The following is a 16,784-nucleotide window of genomic DNA, read 5'->3' as shown; positions in this document are numbered from 1 at the left end:
GTCTTCGGGTTTTGACCTAATTTGGGGCGGCTGCACTTCGAGTCTGGGCCCCAAATAGACTATCGGCAGAATTTTTAGCGATCGAACGCTACCCTAAACATAAAATCTATCCTAATGTTGGCTGAACATTTTTAGTTTCCGATGGTAAGATGACGGTAAAATAAACGTCTTGCAAGAGGCCTGCTGTGATCCGTTCTGCTACTTTACCGCTTCCGCTTCCCCAGTCGCCAGTTTCTGCTCACGACCGTCTGCGACTGTTCTCCGGTTCTGCTAATGTTCCCCTCGCCCAAGAGGTGGCTCGCTATCTGGGGATCGATTTGGGGCCGATGGTTCGCAAGCGGTTTGCTGATGGGGAACTCTACGTTCAAATTCAAGAATCGATTCGGGGTTGCGATGTTTACTTAATTCAGCCTACTTGCTGTCCGGTAAACGATCGCCTCATGGAATTGTTAATTATGATCGACGCTTGTCGTCGCGCTTCGGCAAGACAAGTTACTGCGGTGATTCCCTACTACGGCTATGCTAGAGCAGACCGCAAAACAGCCGGCAGAGAGTCAATTACTGCGAAGTTGGTCGCGAATTTGATTACTGAAGCTGGGGCCAATCGCATTTTAGGGATGGATTTGCACTCGGCTCAGATTCAAGGTTATTTTGACATTCCCTTCGATCACGTTTACGGTTCGCCAGTGCTTTTGGATTATCTGGCGAGCAAGAAATTGACGGATATTGTTGTGGTTTCGCCGGATGTTGGCGGAGTCGCTAGGGCGAGAGCGTTTGCTAAAAAGCTTGGCGATGCTCCCTTGGCAATTATTGACAAGCGCCGTCAAGCTCACAACGTCGCCGAAGTGATGAACGTCATCGGGGATGTCAGAGGCAAAACAGCCGTGTTAGTGGACGATATGATCGATACTGCGGGCACGATTTCCGAAGGCGCAAGATTGTTACGCCGCGAGGGTGCGAGACAGGTATATGCTTGTGCTACTCATGCGGTTTTTTCACCTCCGGCGATCGAGCGTTTGTCTAGCGGATTATTGGAAGAGGTAATTGTTACGAATACAATTCCTGTACCTGAAGAGCACCGTTTTGAGCAATTAACTGTGCTTTCGGTAGCGAATTTGCTAGGGGAAACTATTTGGCGGATTCACGAAGATAGTTCTGTGAGCAGTATGTTCCGGTAGGCATAAAAGGCATTTTTTCAATATTTATTTTAGGGTGCGTTAACTAAGTGTAACGCACCATTTTTTTAAAGAATATTCCCCTAAATCCCCCTTGAAAATAGGGATGCAAGAAAATACTCTTGTCGCCCCCTTGAGAAGGGGAGGCCAGGGAGATCAGGCTTAACTGCACCGTATTCAATTTTATGATATTTGCGCGATCGCACTTAGCATCACCGGAACAAGAGATGGTAAAATTCTATCTTGTTGTCTGAGCAGCGCGACCTTTTCATATTCTAGATAGGTCTCATCAAAACAAGGGGTAAATAGGGAAAAACTATGAAACATTCACTGGTACGAACAGCGGCCGCACTTGTCGGTTCAGCAATTTTAACACTTGGCGCGATCGCTCCGGCGAAAGCATATACTTTTGACGAAACCGAAATTAACCAAGATCGAGTAATTGCGATCGCCCAACCGGGCGGTCTGACCGGCTACCAATTACTAATTGTAGAACAGGTCACAGACAGACGCAAGTGCTGGAGCGAAAGCGGCTCTAATCCCGTCGTAGTCAATCCGTTATTAGCTACTTTTGATTTCACCGGCATTTGCGGCCGCGCCACAGACAGCAACGGCTTTTCTATCCGCATGGCCGGCACCGATTTAGCATTAAAATATAGCCTAAGTTTGCAAGTCGTTGACGGCAACGTTTTACTAATGGGAACTCCCATCGATCCTAACGACACTCAACCGATAATTATCGGCCGCACAAACGGCGACAATAACGGCTTCATGAAAATCACCCTCGATCCCGCTTGGCGCTTCAGTAAAAGAGCTTACCAAGGCAAAATATTAGGTCACTTTTATTTTACTAGCAGTCAACCCGCACCGGGAGAAACTGGAAATACCGGAGGAAATACCGGAGGAAATACCGGAGGAAATACCGGAGGAAATACCGGAGGAAATACTGGCGGGAATACTGGCGGGAATACATTCGGAGATATTGCTAGCGATATCTACGCTTCCGAAATTAAAGAAGCTGTGGCGCTAGGATTTGTAGCTGGATTTGCTCAAGATAATACCTTTCGGCCACAACTTGCTGTTACCAGAGAGCAATTGGTATCTTTAGTATTAGAATCATTGAAAGGAATACAAGGTGCTAATATCACATTTTCTAGCAATGTTTCCACCCGTCCCTACAGCGATGTTGATAGCACGCGCTGGAGCGCGGCAAAAATTCTATTTGCACGGGATAATAAGATAGTTAGCGGCTATAAAGATGGAACTTTTAAACCTACGCAGCCGGTGACTCGCGCTGAATTGATGGCTGTGCTACGAAGAGCCTCAGAATTTGGTTTGTCGGCGCGGGGATTGCAGCCTAATTTAATTGGTAAGCAGCCTCCAAAAACTTTTGCGGATACTCAGAATCATTGGGCTGCTGCTATTATTACTCAAATGTCTGCTTATTGTGGTGTGGCTTCGTCTCTCAATGAAGTTGGAACTCGTTTTGCTCCCGATGATTCGGCAAAGCGGAATTACGCGGCGGCGGCTACTTTGCGGATGCTGAAATGCGTTAAAGCTCAGTAGGATTATTGTAGGGTGCGTCACAGAAGCGAATGCAAAATAATTGGGATTTTCCCAAGAGACGCGCCCTATATTAAGTGGAGATCTGTCAACTGTCAACTGTCAACTGTTTAGGCTACACCGTAATCAGTATATGGTCGTTTGTATGGCGGTTGCAATCCCAAAACGATATCCTCTCTTGGCACTCCCATTTCAACTAATTCCTCCGCTGGATTTTCCTCTGTCAAATTTTGTTGAAGCCAGATTTTTCCATCTTTTATATCAATGTGAATGATGGTTTGATAAATCCGGGTTAAGTGTTCCCAGCCGACATTCATCCACTGATAATGATCTCGTTCTGTGTCGCAGATAAGTTGCACTTCGACTTCATCATCAGAAACATCATCTTCGGCATAACGGGTGATTAATGTCTGAACGTATTGACGATATTGAGCTAGTTTGTCCATTGCACAATTACCTCATTTTTTGAATCGTATACGATTAGAAATACCTGATACTGTTGTACCGCAGCTTGAGTAAATTCAGACTGAAAAAATGTTTTATACACGTCAATTGGTACTGCTAAGTATAATTTCCGATTAGGTTCAACAGATGCCAGACCTAGCCGATAACTTAGAAATTGTCCCAATGCAGCATAAAAGTCTGTAATCACAGAGGGATTGAGGAAGCTTTTGATTTCGACTGCAATTTTCTCCCCTCCTCGCTCCGCTGCGACTAACCTTTCTGCTCCCAAATCGACCTGAAATTTAATATTACCAAACTTAAACTTTAGCGGATCGGCAGTAATCACCCACTGTTCTTTTTCAAGGGCTCTCTTTACGGATTCGTGGAAGGTATCTTTGGCAGACACAAATTTAATCTCAGCACAATCGCATACAACTATAAATTATAGCAAAATCACAGTATATTGTCAATCAGTAAAATACTAAGTTTCTCAATAGTTTTTAGCCAATGCGGACTTCAGTCCTCACTACGAAACTGTTTGTAGTGCGGACTGAAGTCCGAATATTACTTGTTTCCCGACTCCATTTCCTTGCGTTTCTTCGTTGATGACTTTTTGCGAGTTTTCGGAACCGGGATTGTCTCTGATTCTGGCTGTGCGATGTCTGCGGTTGATTTGCACAATTCATTCAACAACAATTTCTGCTGAAATTCTATCTCATTCAGCCGATTTGATGCTGTTTCTAATATTTGCTTTCCCTGTCTGGCTTGAATGGTAGTTTTATTTTCGATCGCATCCAGCAACACAAAAACTGATACAATTTGCCAAATATCCACATCGTCGCCGATGACATCGCACTGAGAGACGATTTTGCCGTTTTCGGGAACGTGAATCCCTAAGCCGGAAGCTTGGATCAGCGGCTGGATTTCTGCTAGACTTAAATTGGCAAGGTCGGTAATTTTATGTTCGAGCGATACAAAATCTGCTAAATCTGGTAAGTTGACCGATTCTGCGGGTAAAGCATCGAACTTAAAGGTAAGAGTTTGATTTAACGGATCGGAAATCGCGTAAATTGATTGGATTTGCGATCGACTAACCGCACCTTGATCGAAAAAATCTTTGCCTAAAGGTGCGATCATCTTCGTTGATGAGCCTCCCGTAGGGGCGGGCTTCGCTAACGCAATTTTACCATTATCCGCCACCTCCAAAATCTCCAAATTAACCAAATTCGTCGCCGTAGTTTTCACAAAAACCTGATCCAACCCCAGCAAATCCGCCAACTCCTGCAAAGTCGGCGCAGGATCAAACTCAACACCAGCCCGCAAAATAAACTCTTCCAACACATTAAACTCGCGCGGTTCACTAATCGCCACTTCCAGCGGAGTTTGGCGAATTGCAAAGCGGAATTGACGCGCCGCCAACACTGACAAACCAGAGTTTTCCTGCTCAATTTGTTGGGCTAGCGAACTTAAATTCGCGTCAATTTGTTTAGCCGATGACGCTAGCAACATCTACAAAACCTCCGCAGTGACGCACCATTTTTGAAACTTCCTGATACATTTTTCCGACAGTACCTGTTTGTTGGGTAAATAAATCGTGACAGCCGACAACTATCAGCAATTCTTGAGCACGGGAAAAAGCCACATTCACCCGTTCCGGTTCCTTAGCAAATCCAATATCGCCCCTAATATTATTGCACACTGTGCTGACAATAATCACAGGTCTTTCCATGCCTTGAAATATGTCAACCGTACCAGTGCGGATACTCAAAGAAGGGAATCTTTCGGCGGCGATTCTATCTTTAATTGCGTTCAATTGAGCGCCGTAAAAAGTGATAATCCCGATTTCTTTCGGCGGTTCACCCTCTACCATCTTAGGCCGCCAAGCCGTTTCCATCTGTTCGCACAAAAGCTCGATCGCATCAATCTCCTTCACATTCAACCGCGAAGTACCCTGTTTCCCCTCTTCAAACCCTTGTCCCACGGGCGTTTTCACCCATAGGATATGATTGTGTTCTTTAATGATGTCACCTGCGAGATGGTGCGCGCGTCTCGTGTCTGCTTCCAGAATCCCACAATTGAGCTTTTGTTGGTAAAACTGATTGATTGCGCCCATAATTTGCGGGTGCATTCGGTATTGAGTTGTCAGCATTTTTTTGATACCGTCGCCAGCACTTTCAAACAATATTTTGAACAACGATTCTTTGATGAAGCTAAGTTCATCTCCCGTACAACCAATATCTTCGGCGATATCATCGATCGTACTTTGATTAAACATCGGCGGCAATTGCCTGTGATCGCCCACTAATACTAATTTCCTGCCCTTCAAAGCGGGAATTAATAACTCTGGTGGAGTGCATTTACTAACTTCGTCAATAATCACTGCATCAAAGCTGGGAAAGTTTTTGCTAAAATCGAAACTCGCAGCTTGCACGCAGGTAATGCCAATCACGTTGGCGTTGTCAATATAAATTTGCTTTAAATCATTGCGGTCTTTTTCCGATGGATTGCGGAGTTTTTCAATCCAATCTGTGACAAAGTTTTGAGAACGCTTGAGGGCTATTTCTTCTCGTTCTAATTCCCGCTGCCAATGTTTGAATAAACGCTTGATTTTGCTTAAAAAATCTACACTGAATAATCCGGTACTGGGTACTTCCGGCTGATATTTATCCGGGATAGTTTGCCATGCTGATTCCCACCAATTTCTCTCTACAATTAACTCTGCTGTTGGTTGTTGCTGTTGGAGTTGAGCAGTAATCTCGCTCAATTCTGCTTGCAGTTGCGCGAGTTGCTCATGCAAAGCTGTGGAGGCAATTTGCAGCGGGGATAATTGCTCGTCAAGAGTAGTTTTGATGACTTCCAAAATTCCGAACGGATCTAAGTCAGTAATGGATTTTTCAAGCTGAATCAGACTGGTTTTCCAAACATCAATTTGCTTAACAAACTGCTGCGGTTGTTCCCAAATATTCGACTTTTGGGCGAGATATTGAGAGGCTAAGATCCGCAACTTTTCCGGTGCGTTTGGTAGTTCTACAATTGCTTGCAATAGATTCGTAACTTCGCTAATTTTTAAGTTAGCTTCTTGCTGCGCTGTTTCTACCTGAACTTGGGCGGCGGATATTTGTTGCTGACTGACGCTTTGACCGATTTTATCTAATAACTGTTGCTGTTTGATCAGTTGTTGTTCGGTTTCGGTTTTGAGGGGAACTATGCACTGGCGGGCGTTTCCGAGGATGCTGTGCAGCAATTCTTTGACTAGGCGATCGAAGGTTGCCTGGATTTGATTTGGCTGCAAGGATTCACTATAAAATTGTTGGATATTAGCTAAGAAAGTGCTGGCTTTTTCGATGATAAATTTGCGTTGACTGGGACTGACTTGGGTATAGCTGGCGAAGTCTTTGGCTAGTTGTTGCCATTGCGTGCGATCGCCCGCAGTGAGCACGATCGGCGTTTGACTCAAATTTAGGTGTAAAAACTCGCTAAATCGGAACTGCTGCCCTTGAATGTCCTTAAAACCTGCGGTGGCTTCGTGGGATAGCGCCTGCCGCAACCGATCCAAATCGGGCAAATTGACTTTACACTTAGGCGGGACGATCGGCATTTTGAGCTGTCGAGCAATTTTCAGCAATCCTGCGGGCAATTCTACCATATCATCCGTAAGCATCGCGCCCGTTTCCCAGCAAGCTTTCACGACTTCATACAATCCCGTATCTGCTGTCTCAATCCACCCCGCAACGGCGACGACAACCGCCGCAATTTCGGTTTTTCGCAGTTCCAAATTCTGGATTTTTTGTTCGAGATTGTGGCGATGTGTCTGATTTTGCTTGTCGCCCAACTGTAGCTGATTCACCGCATCCGACAACTGGCGCGACACCCGCAACGACTCCGCAACCCCTGACATCGCGTGACAAACATCCTCAGCCCGATCGCCCGCCGTCTTAAATTCGGATAATTGCGGTGCTACAGTTTCGCGCAACCAAACCGCAATTCCAAACGCGCCGCACATCGGGCGATCGAATCCTATTTGAATAGCATGATTGACGCAAATCCGCACATTTGCCATAAAGTTTTCGACTAAAACATTGCCTTCCGAATAAGGTTTTAGTTTCGGCATAAACTCGGCAATTTCCGAAGATTCCCAGTTAACATCCGGCGCAGCCAGCAGATTTTTCAGCCCATCAACTAAAGATGCAATCTCGCTTTTGGCCGTTAAACTTAGTTGATAAGCTGCTGATTGCGCGGTCAACTTTTCTTCTATATCTGCTTTACTATCGTGGAGATGTTTTAATCCCTTGAAAAAATCTCTCTCGGCGGCAGAATAGGCATTAAATCTGTCGAAATTTGCCAGTAACTGCCGCAAAGATGTGACATTAATCTGACGCTGCGACAGTTTTTGTTCGCAATCAGTCGCCGTATTTTGTAGCCAAGTGCCGATCGCATTTTCTTCTAAAAACGGCTGGCCTTCTTCCTGCACCTTATGAGCTTTTCCCTTCCGCAAAGCCCGAATCGCCGGATTGTGTACCAACCGACTCAAAGCATTATCAACCGCTAAATTAGCTTGCGAAGCAATGAGAGTTTTCCCACCTTTACGGGCAATTTGATAGCAAATTTCCGCAATCACCGTCGTTTTTCCGGTTCCCGGCGGCCCTTGAATTAGAATTAAATCCCGCGCCGAAAGCACCATTTCTACGGCGGCGAGTTGATCATCATTAGCATTGCGATTTAATAAGTCTTCCCGATCTAACTTAACCAGTTTATCTGGAATTCTCGCCTGAGAAGAGTCGAATAAAAACTCGCTTAAATAGGGATTTTGTGCGCGGCCATCCGTGAGCATTTTTAAAGCTTTTTTCTTGCGATCGATCTGACTGATATCGCCCGCCGCCTCAAAATACAAAAATCCTTGTTTGGGAAGTTGATATCTGCCGCCCGCCATGCGATCGCCCAAATCAACATCTAACTTAATCCGTAATTTACCATGATCAAACTCAATTTCCGCAATGCTACCCAAAGTCTCGCCATCGCGGCCACTTCTGCTTCCCGGTGGCGAATCAAATAAAATAATGTCTTCATTTCTGGCTTTTTTTAGCCTTTCGCGAAAGTCGCCGATTTGTAAGGGATTCTCATCGTAGCCGTCAAGAGTTGCAGAATTGCGATCGATTTCAAAAGTAACGATTTTGAAGCCGGAACCGTAGTTGTGCGCGCGGAAAGGTACACAAAATTGACGCGCCTCGGCGATGCGTTTTTCGACATTTAAGAAAGTGTGCCAAACTTTTAATTGTTCGGTACTCGGTATATGTCTATCGTCCCAGAATGGCATTTGTTGGACGCGGGCGATCGACTTTGCGGGAATTGGCGATCGACTTTTCGGCAAAAGTCGCAACTGTACCGGCAAAACATAGCCATCTTTTCTCCCTCTGGGAACCGCCACCAAACCAGCATCCAGCAGTTTTAAGCCACCGATTCCGTCTTCTATGCGTACAGTTGCTAGTAATCGCAAAGTGCGATCGGCTTTTTGCAACAATTCGGGTAATTCAAAATAATCTCCATCCGTAGCAAGAATCAATTCCCAGATTTCTTCCTCAGAAAATCTCTCATTCACCTTTTGGCGGCGCACATAAAAAAGACTGTGGGATTTGCCGGCTATCTCCGACATCAGAAGTTCCGCCCGATCCCTGCATTCCCAATCGCAATATTTCGCTAAAGCCGCGTCTCCTTCAACTTGGCCAATAAATTTATTAATCGTGCGATCGCCACTAAATTTATATCCCCAATCTTCTGCTACTAAAGATGGCATATTTTGATTTTAGATTTTAGATGTTAGATTTTAGATTGGATTTAAGATTAGCACATAGGTTCGTAGTTTGTAGGGTGTGCACCGCGCACCAATTGAATTTGTAGGGTGTGCACCGCACCGGTTAAGAAGAACGGTTAAGAAGATCCGGCGGTTAGAAACCGCGTCTACACAGACGAAACCCGCCTCCGCGGGTTAAAGACGAAGACCGGGCGATAAAAATCACGTTACCTTCTTCAGTCCGCGGAGGCGGACATTGTTTGTGTAGACGCGGTTTCAACCGTACGTCCGATCTGCATCACCGCACACAAGGCGCGTCTGAATCTGCACAATAAAATCAAAAGGGCGAATGATGGGAATTGAACCCACGAATGGTGGTACCACAAACCACTGCCTTAACCACTTGGCTACACTCGCCATAACGTTTATAACTATAGCATCATATCTCAGCACAAGTCTAGGGGTAAAGCAAAAATATTTCAAAATATTTTTCAGCGTCCCTGAACCCGACAGATCAATTGCGCCTCCCATTCCAGGCACAGCAAGAGTTTAGCACAATTTTCCCTTTGGGAAAGCTGCAATAATCCCACTTCCTGAGTAATCACGCAGCTTGGGATCAGCAGGTCTCCCAGCGTCCCGATTCAGCCCAGCACACTAAAATAGCCTCATAGCCCAGACTACATCAATTCCCTCATCCTTCCCTTCTTTCTTCCTTGGCGCCCTTTGCGCCTTCGCGGTTCGTTTAAAAAAAATCCAAAATCAATATGAGTTACTGCCTAAATCCAGAATGTCAAAAACCCGAAAACCCCAACACCGCAGAACATTGCTTAAACTGCGGCTTTAACCTATTGCTAAGACAGCGATATCGCCCGATTCAACTCATAGGTAGAGGTGGATTTGGCAAAACCTTCCTAGCAATTGATGAAGATATCCCATCGCAACCACGGTGTGCAGTCAAGCAATTTTATTTTCACGATCGCGATCCGAAAATATTCAACAAAGCCCTTGAATTATTCCACCAAGAAGCCATCCGTTTAGACGACCTCAAACACCCACAAATTCCCAAATTATTAGCCTGCTTTGAACAAGAACGCCAGATTTATTTAGTTCAAGATTTTATAGACGGGCCGACTCTCAAACAAGAATTAGAGGAGAGTGTATACGATGAAAATAAAATTTGGCAACTGCTGCAAGACCTATTACCCGTGCTGCAATTTATCCACAATAGCCACGTCGTTCACCGCGACATTAAACCAGAAAATATTATCCGCCGCCAATCGGACAATAAACTTGTATTAATTGATTTCGGCATTGCTAAACTGCTGACTGATTCAGCCCTACTCCGTCCAGCAACGCTCATCGGCAGTCAAGATTATATAGCTCCTGAACAAATGCGTGGTAAAGTATTTCCTGCTAGTGATCTTTACAGTTTAGGTGTTACTTGCGTTCGCCTAATGACGCAAGTTCCGCCGTTGGATATGTATGACTGCAACACTGAACGCTGGTGGTGGCGCGACTTTCTCCCGAAAGGCACGAGTATTAGCAACGAGTTAGGTGAAATTTTAAATAAATTGCTGCAAACTCATCTTTGTCAACGCTACAGTTTTGCGTCGGAAGTTTTGCAAGATATCAATGCAGTTTTAGATGTTCGCCCTCAAGATTTACTTTTGCCGAAACAGCCGTTAGCAAAGCCCTCGCAGAGGATCGCCCCTACCATCATTGATAGCCCTAACTCAGATAATCTCACCGCGCCACCAACTCCTAATTTTCTGATTTCACCGACCAAAACTGCGGCTAATTCCCCAGAAAGTTTTTATTTATCTGTTACTTCTAATTTCGTTCCGACTATGACTTCTGCACGGGCAGTTGATTATACCAAACTACGGGATTGTTTGTCAAGCAAAAAGTGGAAAGAAGCCGATCGCGAAACTTGGACAGTCATGTGTCAATCTCTCTCGCTAGAACCGGGAACTCCGTTAGAAATCAGCCAAATTTACAAGTTACCGTGCCCAGATTTGCAAACAGTCGATCGCCTGTGGCTACATTATAGTCAAGGTCGGTTTGGCTTCAGTGTCCAAAAGCAAATCTACGAAAGCGTTAAGGGAGATTATATCCGATTTTGCGATCGGGTAAACTGGCCGAGATACAACTCTGCTATCGCTTCAGGACAAATTAAATTTACTCAAAAAGCACCAATCGGACACCTCCCGTCTCGCAGTTGGGTGGGCGGCATTCAGTGGGTGCGACACCTCGATGCCCTGTCAGCAAAATTAACCGAGTGCAACAATAATGAGCCTGCTAAATCGTAATCTTGTGTACCAAATAACTAAGTAAAATTTTATATTTTAAATCTACCTGAAAGCAGAGAAATGGCTCCCGCTAGATGTATCCAGCGAGCGAGGTTCGAGGTTCTCGCTTGTCGCACAATGGATGCTGAAGGTAAACACAGATACAAGTCGGCAATCTGGCGACTGTAACAACCGAACTAAAGAGAGGTATCGATCGATGTTTTTTCACAAAAAACAATTAATGGCTGCGGTGACTGTAGACGAAGCCAACCCCCGTTTTGCTCAATTGCTGCTAGAACAGTTTGGCGGAGCCACCGGAGAACTGACAGCAGCTCTGCAATACTGGGTGCAGTCTTTTCACTGTGAAAATGCAGAGATTAAGGATATGCTCCAAGATATTGCGATCGAAGAATTCAGCCACTTAGAAATGGTGGGCCAACTCATCGAAATGCACACCAAAAACGTTGATCAAACAGATGCTTACAAAAGCACTTTGTTTGCGATACGTGGTGTAGGCCCGCACTTGTTGGACAGCCAAGGTCAAGCTTGGACAGCAGCTTATATCAACGAAGGCGGGGATGTGGTGCGCGATTTGCGCGCTGATATCGCTTCGGAAGCAGGAGCTCGCCAAACCTACGAAGAATTGATTAAACTAGCGCCGGATGCCGGAACCAAAAAGACACTGCACTTCTTGCTAACTCGGGAAATTTCCCACACTCAAATGTTCATGAATGCTCTGCAATCAATGGGCAAACTTACCGATCCGCTGTTCGGAAATATCGCGCCAGATTCAACAGTAGATTTGTTCTTTAACTTGTCTAGTGATGGGAAGGACAAACCCAATGCTTTGAATTCTGAACCTACTTTCAAGTACGTCGCCGATCCTGAACCCAAAGGTTAATCAAAATATTCGGCAACTTATATCCCCTACTTCTATAAGAAGTAGGGGATATCGTTGTTATGTTTTTTTAGGAATTTAGGCTCCCAGATGTTAGAATTATTCAACATCATCGACCCTTAACATCAAATCCCTATTGAAATTGCGATCGACCTATTTATTAGTTTCCCACGGCAGCCGCGACCCCAGACCCCAACTAGGTTTAGAAAACCTAAGTCAACTGCTGTCTCAAAAATTGCCTGACTCGTTCCCCGCAGTCGCAACCGCCACCCTAGAACTCGGCCCCGCGCCACTCCACGAACAAATTTGCAGTTTTGGCGAACATACCCTGTCGCTGGGACTGACAGAATTGCAAATCCTGCCCGTATTTTTATTACCGGGAGTTCACGTCGCCGAAGACATACCCGCAGAGGTGGAAATTGCCCAAAAAATTTTTGGTTCCCGGTTAAAAATAGAAGTGCGCCCGCATTTAGGTTCCCAGGAAGCGGGCTTAACAAACTTGCTGAAAACTCAGATGCAAGACGTAGCTTTTCTCCCCAATTTGCTATCCCCAAAATGGATTGTATTATCTCACGGCAGCCGCCGCCCCGGAGGTAACTCGACAGTCGAGGAAATCGCCAGCGAACTCGGTGCACAGACAGCTTATTGGTCGGTAAAGCCGAGTTTGGAAGAGCGAATTGACAGTTTAGTTCGTGGTGGACAGCAGCAAATAGGAATTGTGCCATACTTCTTATTTAATGGAGGAATTACAGATGCGATCGCCAAAAATGTCGCACAGCTAAAGCAGCAATTCCCTGCGGCGGAGCTTCATCTCGCAAATCCTCTAGGCGCAAGTGTAGAATTAGCAGACTTAATTCGGGATTTAATTCAAAAATGAATCGCAAAGACACAGAAGAGGTCAAGGAAGCAAGCAAAATGTCTTTAGGTAAAGTGTATTTGGTAGGTGCAGGGCCCGGAGACCCGGGTTTGATGACGTTAAAGGGAAAAGCTCTGTTAGAGTGTGCGGATGTCGTGATTTACGATGCTTTAGTCAGCCCTCAAATTTTGGCAGTAATCAATCCGCAAGCAGAACGAATTGATGCCGGCAAACGCAAAGGCCGTCACTCGTTAATGCAGGACGAAACAACTCAGTTAATGATCGAAAAAGCTCAAAATAATGCGATCGTAGTTCGTCTCAAAGGCGGTGATCCATTTATTTTCGGGCGCGGTGGCGAAGAAATGGAAGAGTTGGTAAAAGCTAGAGTTGCGGTGGAAGTCGTTCCGGGTGTAACTTCTGGGATTGCGGCCGCTGCTTATGCGGGAATTCCTCTCACACATCGATCATACAGTTCGTCAGTTACCTTTGTCACCGGCCACGAATCAGCGGGAAAATATCGACCGGAGGTAAATTGGCAGGCGATCGCCCGTGGCTCCGAAACCATTGTAGTATACATGGGAATCCACAATTTGCCTTATATCATCGGCCAGTTAACAACAGCCGAATTGAGTGCAGAAACGCCCATAGCATTAGTGCGCTGGGGAACGCGGCCGGAACAAGAAGAATTGATCGGCACTTTGAGTACAATTGTAGAGCAAGTTGAGGTGGCTGGATTTTCCGCACCTGCGATCGCGGTAATCGGAAATGTCGTCAATTTACACTCAATATTGTCAGGCTGTCGGCCATATCAGGCGGCGGTTGAAACCGCGTCTACACAAACCATGTCCGCCTCCGCAGACTGAAGACGGCGGTTGAAACCACATCTACACAAACGATGTCCGCCTCCGCAGACTGAATAAAATAACTCAATTTTAACCGTCTTTGTCTTCAACCCGCGGAGGCGGGTTTTGTCTGGGTAGACGCGGTTTCAACCGTCGTCTCTTCTTAAATCCCCAGCCTAAAAACTTCGCTGTCAACTGTCAACTGTCAACTGTCAACTGTTAACGCGCCACCTGTCGCATATATTCCCCCCACAACTGAGCAGCATTTGCACTACCTCCGGCAGTCGGAGAATTATCATCATTTCCCAACCAAACTCCCGTCACCAGTTCCTGACTGGGAATATAACCGACAAACCACAAATCCTTATTATCATTAGTCGTGCCTGTTTTTCCAGCTTCTCCCAACCCCAAAGCAGCACTACTACCCGTACCTCCCCGGACAACACCTTGCAGCATATCAGTCATCGTATCCGCTACGGCTTCAGAAACTAACTGCCGATTAGCAACGCCATCTTTTTGATAGTCATAAATCACCCGACAACTTTTAAAATCATTTCGATCTTTGCAATCGCTGCTGTCAATAATTCGCTTGATCACATGGGGGCGATTGCCCAAACCCCGGTTCGCCAAAACCCCGAATGCACCCGTTAATTGTAATACGTTAACTTCACTTTCACCTAACACCAAACCAGGGGTAGAACGCAGTGGAGATGTAATCCCCAAACGTTTAGCCATCGCCACTACATTGTCTAAGCCGACATCTTGTGCGACTCTCAAAGCAATGGGATTTTCTGACTGTGCTAAACCCCGATACATATCAGCGCTACCGCTAGTTCTGGCACAGCCGCTGTAACTTTGTCCGCCCCAGGAAAGCGGCTCGCAAGAATAGGTCTTATTTGGTGATATTCCGCTTTCTAAGGCGGCTGTATAGGTGAAAATCTTAAATGTAGAACCGGGCTGTCTCAATGCTTGGGTGGCTCGATTAAATTGACTTTGCAAATAATCTACGCCGCCAACTAAAGCTAAAACTTCTCCAGTTTTAGTATTAAGAGTTACCACAGCTCCTTGAGAAAAACCTGCACTCGCTCCGGCATTTTCTACAGCATTTCTCAGGGAAGATTCAGCCACTTTTTGCAGACCGGGATTTAAGCCTGTTTCTACAATAAAATTGCCTTCTCTGGCTAATTGCGCCCCCAGCAAAAATTCTAATTCGTCAAATACATAACTGTAGAAATAAGGCGCGATCGTACTTTGCAGGTATTGGCGGGCTTTGGGATTGATGTCGATTCGCGATCGCCTCGCGCGATCGGCTTCTTCCTGAGTAACAGTCCCCATTGCGCGCATTCGTTCGATTACCCGATCGCGATATTGCACCGCCAACTGATAATTTTGAATCGGATTAAAACTGTTTGGCGCTGGCAAAATGCCCGCCAAAGTCGCTGCTTCCGACAAACTCAAATCCTTCGCCGACTTGCCAAAATAAAACAGAGACGCATCCTCAAAACCGTACAGGTCAATTCCCAAAAACACGCGATTCAAATAAGTCAGCAATAGCTCGTCTTTGCTGTAATAACTCTCCAGTTTCAAAGCAACTACGGCTTCCCGCAATTTGCGTCCGGCGGAATCTTGAGTTCCCACATAATCTCGAAACAAACTCCTCGCTAACTGCTGCGTCACTGTGCTGCCGCCTTCGCGAATTCCTCCGCCGCGCACGTTGGTCAACAGCGCGCGCAAAACCCCGATCGGATCTACGCCCAAATGCCAATTGTAGCGGCTGTCTTCCGAAGCAAGTACCGCCTTGGATAAATAAGGTGAAAAATCCTGCAATCCCTTTAATTCTACGTGAGCGTTATTCTGCGGAGGGCGCAGGGGAGTTTGTCCGTCGCGGGCGTAAACTATCACGGGCCCGTTGATACTTCTCGGCAGAGGTCGTACTTGAAACTTGCTCGATTCAAAGCCGACCAAAATAGCGATCAAAGTGGTAATTCCGCTGACTCCGTAAAAGCTGTAACGCAAAAATTCAAAATACCAAGGTGGCGGATCTATGTACTGAACTCTGACGGCGGCGGCGAGTTCCGGTGGGCCTAAGGTGAACACGTCTCCGTGACGCAGGGACATACTTTTAACTCGTCTTTTACCTCTGTAAATGCCATTGGTAGAGTCTTCATCTTTGATCACAAAAGGAGTCCGCCGTCGAGTATCTCGCGCCAGGGATAGGTGCACGTGACTGACAACGGGATTGCGAACTACAATATCTGAAGCTTTGGACGATCGACCTAACAAATATCGATCGCCCAATAGCGGATAAACCTCGGCCTTTGCAGCGCCGGCATCTTGTACCCACAGTTCGGGTACTTTGGCATTCGGTTTGAGGGCTAGCTGGTTAAAATTAACCTTGGCAATAGTCTGGACTGCTTGGGTGATCGCACCCAAGACGGTTTGAGGTTTGCGGGGTGGCTGCGGTGGGGTCATATTTCGCTATGGACTACGATCGAGCGATCGGCTCTTGCACCATTCTACTCGCAACTTTTGGCCAATTCCAAAAGCAGGCCCGATCAAGAAAAAATCGAGTTTTTATGGAGATATAGCCTTTCTCAGAAAGATCAGGTACGCGAACGGCATAGGGCATAGGGGATATGGCATAGGGCATAGGGCATGAGGCTCTCCTCACTTTTTTGAGAACCGCTATATCTTGAAAGAAACCCGGTTTCTCTAAAATTGCACCAGTGGCTCAGAAACCGGGTTTCTCATAAAATCTCGGTTGGGTGGCTAAATATCTCGAAATAAACCCGGTTTCTTGTATATAAATTATCATAAAATTGCCAAAATCTTCCTTCTTCCTTCTTCCTGATGACGTAAGGATTCAGGTCTAAGATTGGGGAATTAAAGAAGGCATAAATAAGTCACAAAAATGGGCAGATATAGCATCA

At 45.9% G+C, this 16,784-nt stretch carries 11 protein-coding genes and 1 tRNA gene; 6 read left to right on the top strand and 6 right to left on the bottom strand.

Annotated features, from left to right (window positions below):
* Positions 1–185 precede the first annotated feature (185 nt).
* Positions 186–1,178, top strand: coding sequence for a ribose-phosphate pyrophosphokinase (locus QUB52_RS04855; RefSeq protein WP_265233773.1), 993 nt, complete (start codon positions 186–188; stop codon positions 1,176–1,178).
* A 315-nt stretch (positions 1,179–1,493) separates the two neighbouring features.
* Entirely contained in the window at positions 1,494–2,741 is a 1,248-nt protein-coding gene (locus tag QUB52_RS04850) for a DUF3747 domain-containing protein (RefSeq protein WP_332972396.1), read from the top strand.
* Between the two features lie 107 nt (positions 2,742–2,848).
* Here the strand turns inward: QUB52_RS04850 and QUB52_RS04845 are convergent, their stop codons facing one another.
* From QUB52_RS04845 to QUB52_RS04825, 5 genes are all read right to left on the bottom strand, one after another.
* On the bottom strand, positions 2,849–3,184 hold the full coding sequence (locus tag QUB52_RS04845; RefSeq protein WP_265233771.1) for a XisI protein: 336 nt from the start codon (positions 3,182–3,184) through the stop codon (positions 2,849–2,851).
* Positions 3,172–3,588 (bottom strand): XisH family protein, encoded by a 417-nt coding sequence (locus tag QUB52_RS04840; protein ID WP_332972395.1) that lies wholly within the window; start codon positions 3,586–3,588, stop codon positions 3,172–3,174. The genes QUB52_RS04845 and QUB52_RS04840 overlap by 13 nt, the downstream gene beginning before the upstream one ends.
* Before the next feature lie 158 nt (positions 3,589–3,746).
* On the bottom strand, positions 3,747–4,691 hold the full coding sequence (locus QUB52_RS04835; RefSeq protein ID WP_332972394.1) for a hypothetical protein: 945 nt from the start codon (positions 4,689–4,691) through the stop codon (positions 3,747–3,749).
* Positions 4,669–8,973 carry an AAA domain-containing protein gene (locus tag QUB52_RS04830; RefSeq protein WP_332972393.1) on the bottom strand — a complete coding sequence of 1,435 codons (4,305 nt, stop codon included), beginning with the start codon at positions 8,971–8,973 and terminating at the stop codon, positions 4,669–4,671. Before QUB52_RS04830 ends, QUB52_RS04835 begins: the two co-directional genes overlap by 23 nt.
* A 341-nt stretch (positions 8,974–9,314) precedes the next feature.
* Positions 9,315–9,387, bottom strand: a tRNA-His gene (locus QUB52_RS04825).
* A gap of 347 nt (positions 9,388–9,734) precedes the next feature.
* On the opposite strand from QUB52_RS04825, the gene QUB52_RS04820 reads away from it, so the two are divergent.
* The 4 genes from QUB52_RS04820 to cobA all read left to right on the top strand — a co-directional run bounded on the left by QUB52_RS04820 (position 9,735) and on the right by cobA (position 13,875).
* Positions 9,735–11,279 carry a serine/threonine-protein kinase gene (locus tag QUB52_RS04820; RefSeq protein WP_332972392.1) on the top strand — a complete coding sequence of 515 codons (1,545 nt, stop codon included), beginning with the start codon at positions 9,735–9,737 and terminating at the stop codon, positions 11,277–11,279.
* 196 nt (positions 11,280–11,475) lie between these two features.
* Positions 11,476–12,159: a manganese catalase family protein gene (locus QUB52_RS04815; RefSeq protein ID WP_332972440.1), complete on the top strand. Its 684-nt coding sequence runs from the start codon at positions 11,476–11,478 to the stop codon at positions 12,157–12,159.
* Between the two features lie 133 nt (positions 12,160–12,292).
* Complete coding sequence (locus QUB52_RS04810; protein ID WP_442923159.1) at positions 12,293–13,033, top strand: sirohydrochlorin chelatase; 741 nt, start codon at positions 12,293–12,295, stop codon at positions 13,031–13,033.
* Positions 13,030–13,875: a uroporphyrinogen-III C-methyltransferase gene (gene cobA, locus QUB52_RS04805; RefSeq protein WP_265233766.1), complete on the top strand. Its 846-nt coding sequence runs from the start codon at positions 13,030–13,032 to the stop codon at positions 13,873–13,875. Before QUB52_RS04810 ends, cobA begins: the two co-directional genes overlap by 4 nt.
* 198 nt (positions 13,876–14,073) lie before the next feature.
* On the opposite strand, the gene QUB52_RS04800 is transcribed toward cobA, so the two are convergent.
* Positions 14,074–16,326 carry a transglycosylase domain-containing protein gene (locus QUB52_RS04800; RefSeq protein ID WP_265233765.1) on the bottom strand — a complete coding sequence of 751 codons (2,253 nt, stop codon included), beginning with the start codon at positions 16,324–16,326 and terminating at the stop codon, positions 14,074–14,076.
* Between the last annotated feature and the right edge of the window lie 458 nt (positions 16,327–16,784).

Origin of the sequence: Microcoleus sp. A6-C6 (genome assembly GCF_036705955.1) — a bacterium.
Taxonomy (GTDB): domain Bacteria; phylum Cyanobacteriota; class Cyanobacteriia; order Cyanobacteriales; family Microcoleaceae; genus Microcoleus.
This window is presented reverse-complemented; position numbering and strand designations above follow the sequence as displayed.

Bases quoted from the DNA above. Each gene is read 5' to 3' on its own strand.
- QUB52_RS04850 (WP_332972396.1), top strand. From the start codon at position 1,494: ATGAAACATTCACTGGTACGAACAGCGGCCGCACTTGTCGGTTCAGCA.
- QUB52_RS04845 (WP_265233771.1), bottom strand. From the start codon at position 3,184: ATGGACAAACTAGCTCAATATCGTCAATACGTTCAGACATTAATCACC.
- QUB52_RS04835 (WP_332972394.1), bottom strand. From the start codon at position 4,691: ATGTTGCTAGCGTCATCGGCTAAACAAATTGACGCGAATTTAAGTTCG.
- QUB52_RS04830 (WP_332972393.1), bottom strand. From the start codon at position 8,973: ATGCCATCTTTAGTAGCAGAAGATTGGGGATATAAATTTAGTGGCGAT.
- QUB52_RS04820 (WP_332972392.1), top strand. From the start codon at position 9,735: ATGAGTTACTGCCTAAATCCAGAATGTCAAAAACCCGAAAACCCCAAC.
- QUB52_RS04815 (WP_332972440.1), top strand. From the start codon at position 11,476: ATGTTTTTTCACAAAAAACAATTAATGGCTGCGGTGACTGTAGACGAA.
- cobA (WP_265233766.1), top strand. From the start codon at position 13,030: ATGAATCGCAAAGACACAGAAGAGGTCAAGGAAGCAAGCAAAATGTCT.
- QUB52_RS04800 (WP_265233765.1), bottom strand. From the start codon at position 16,326: ATGACCCCACCGCAGCCACCCCGCAAACCTCAAACCGTCTTGGGTGCG.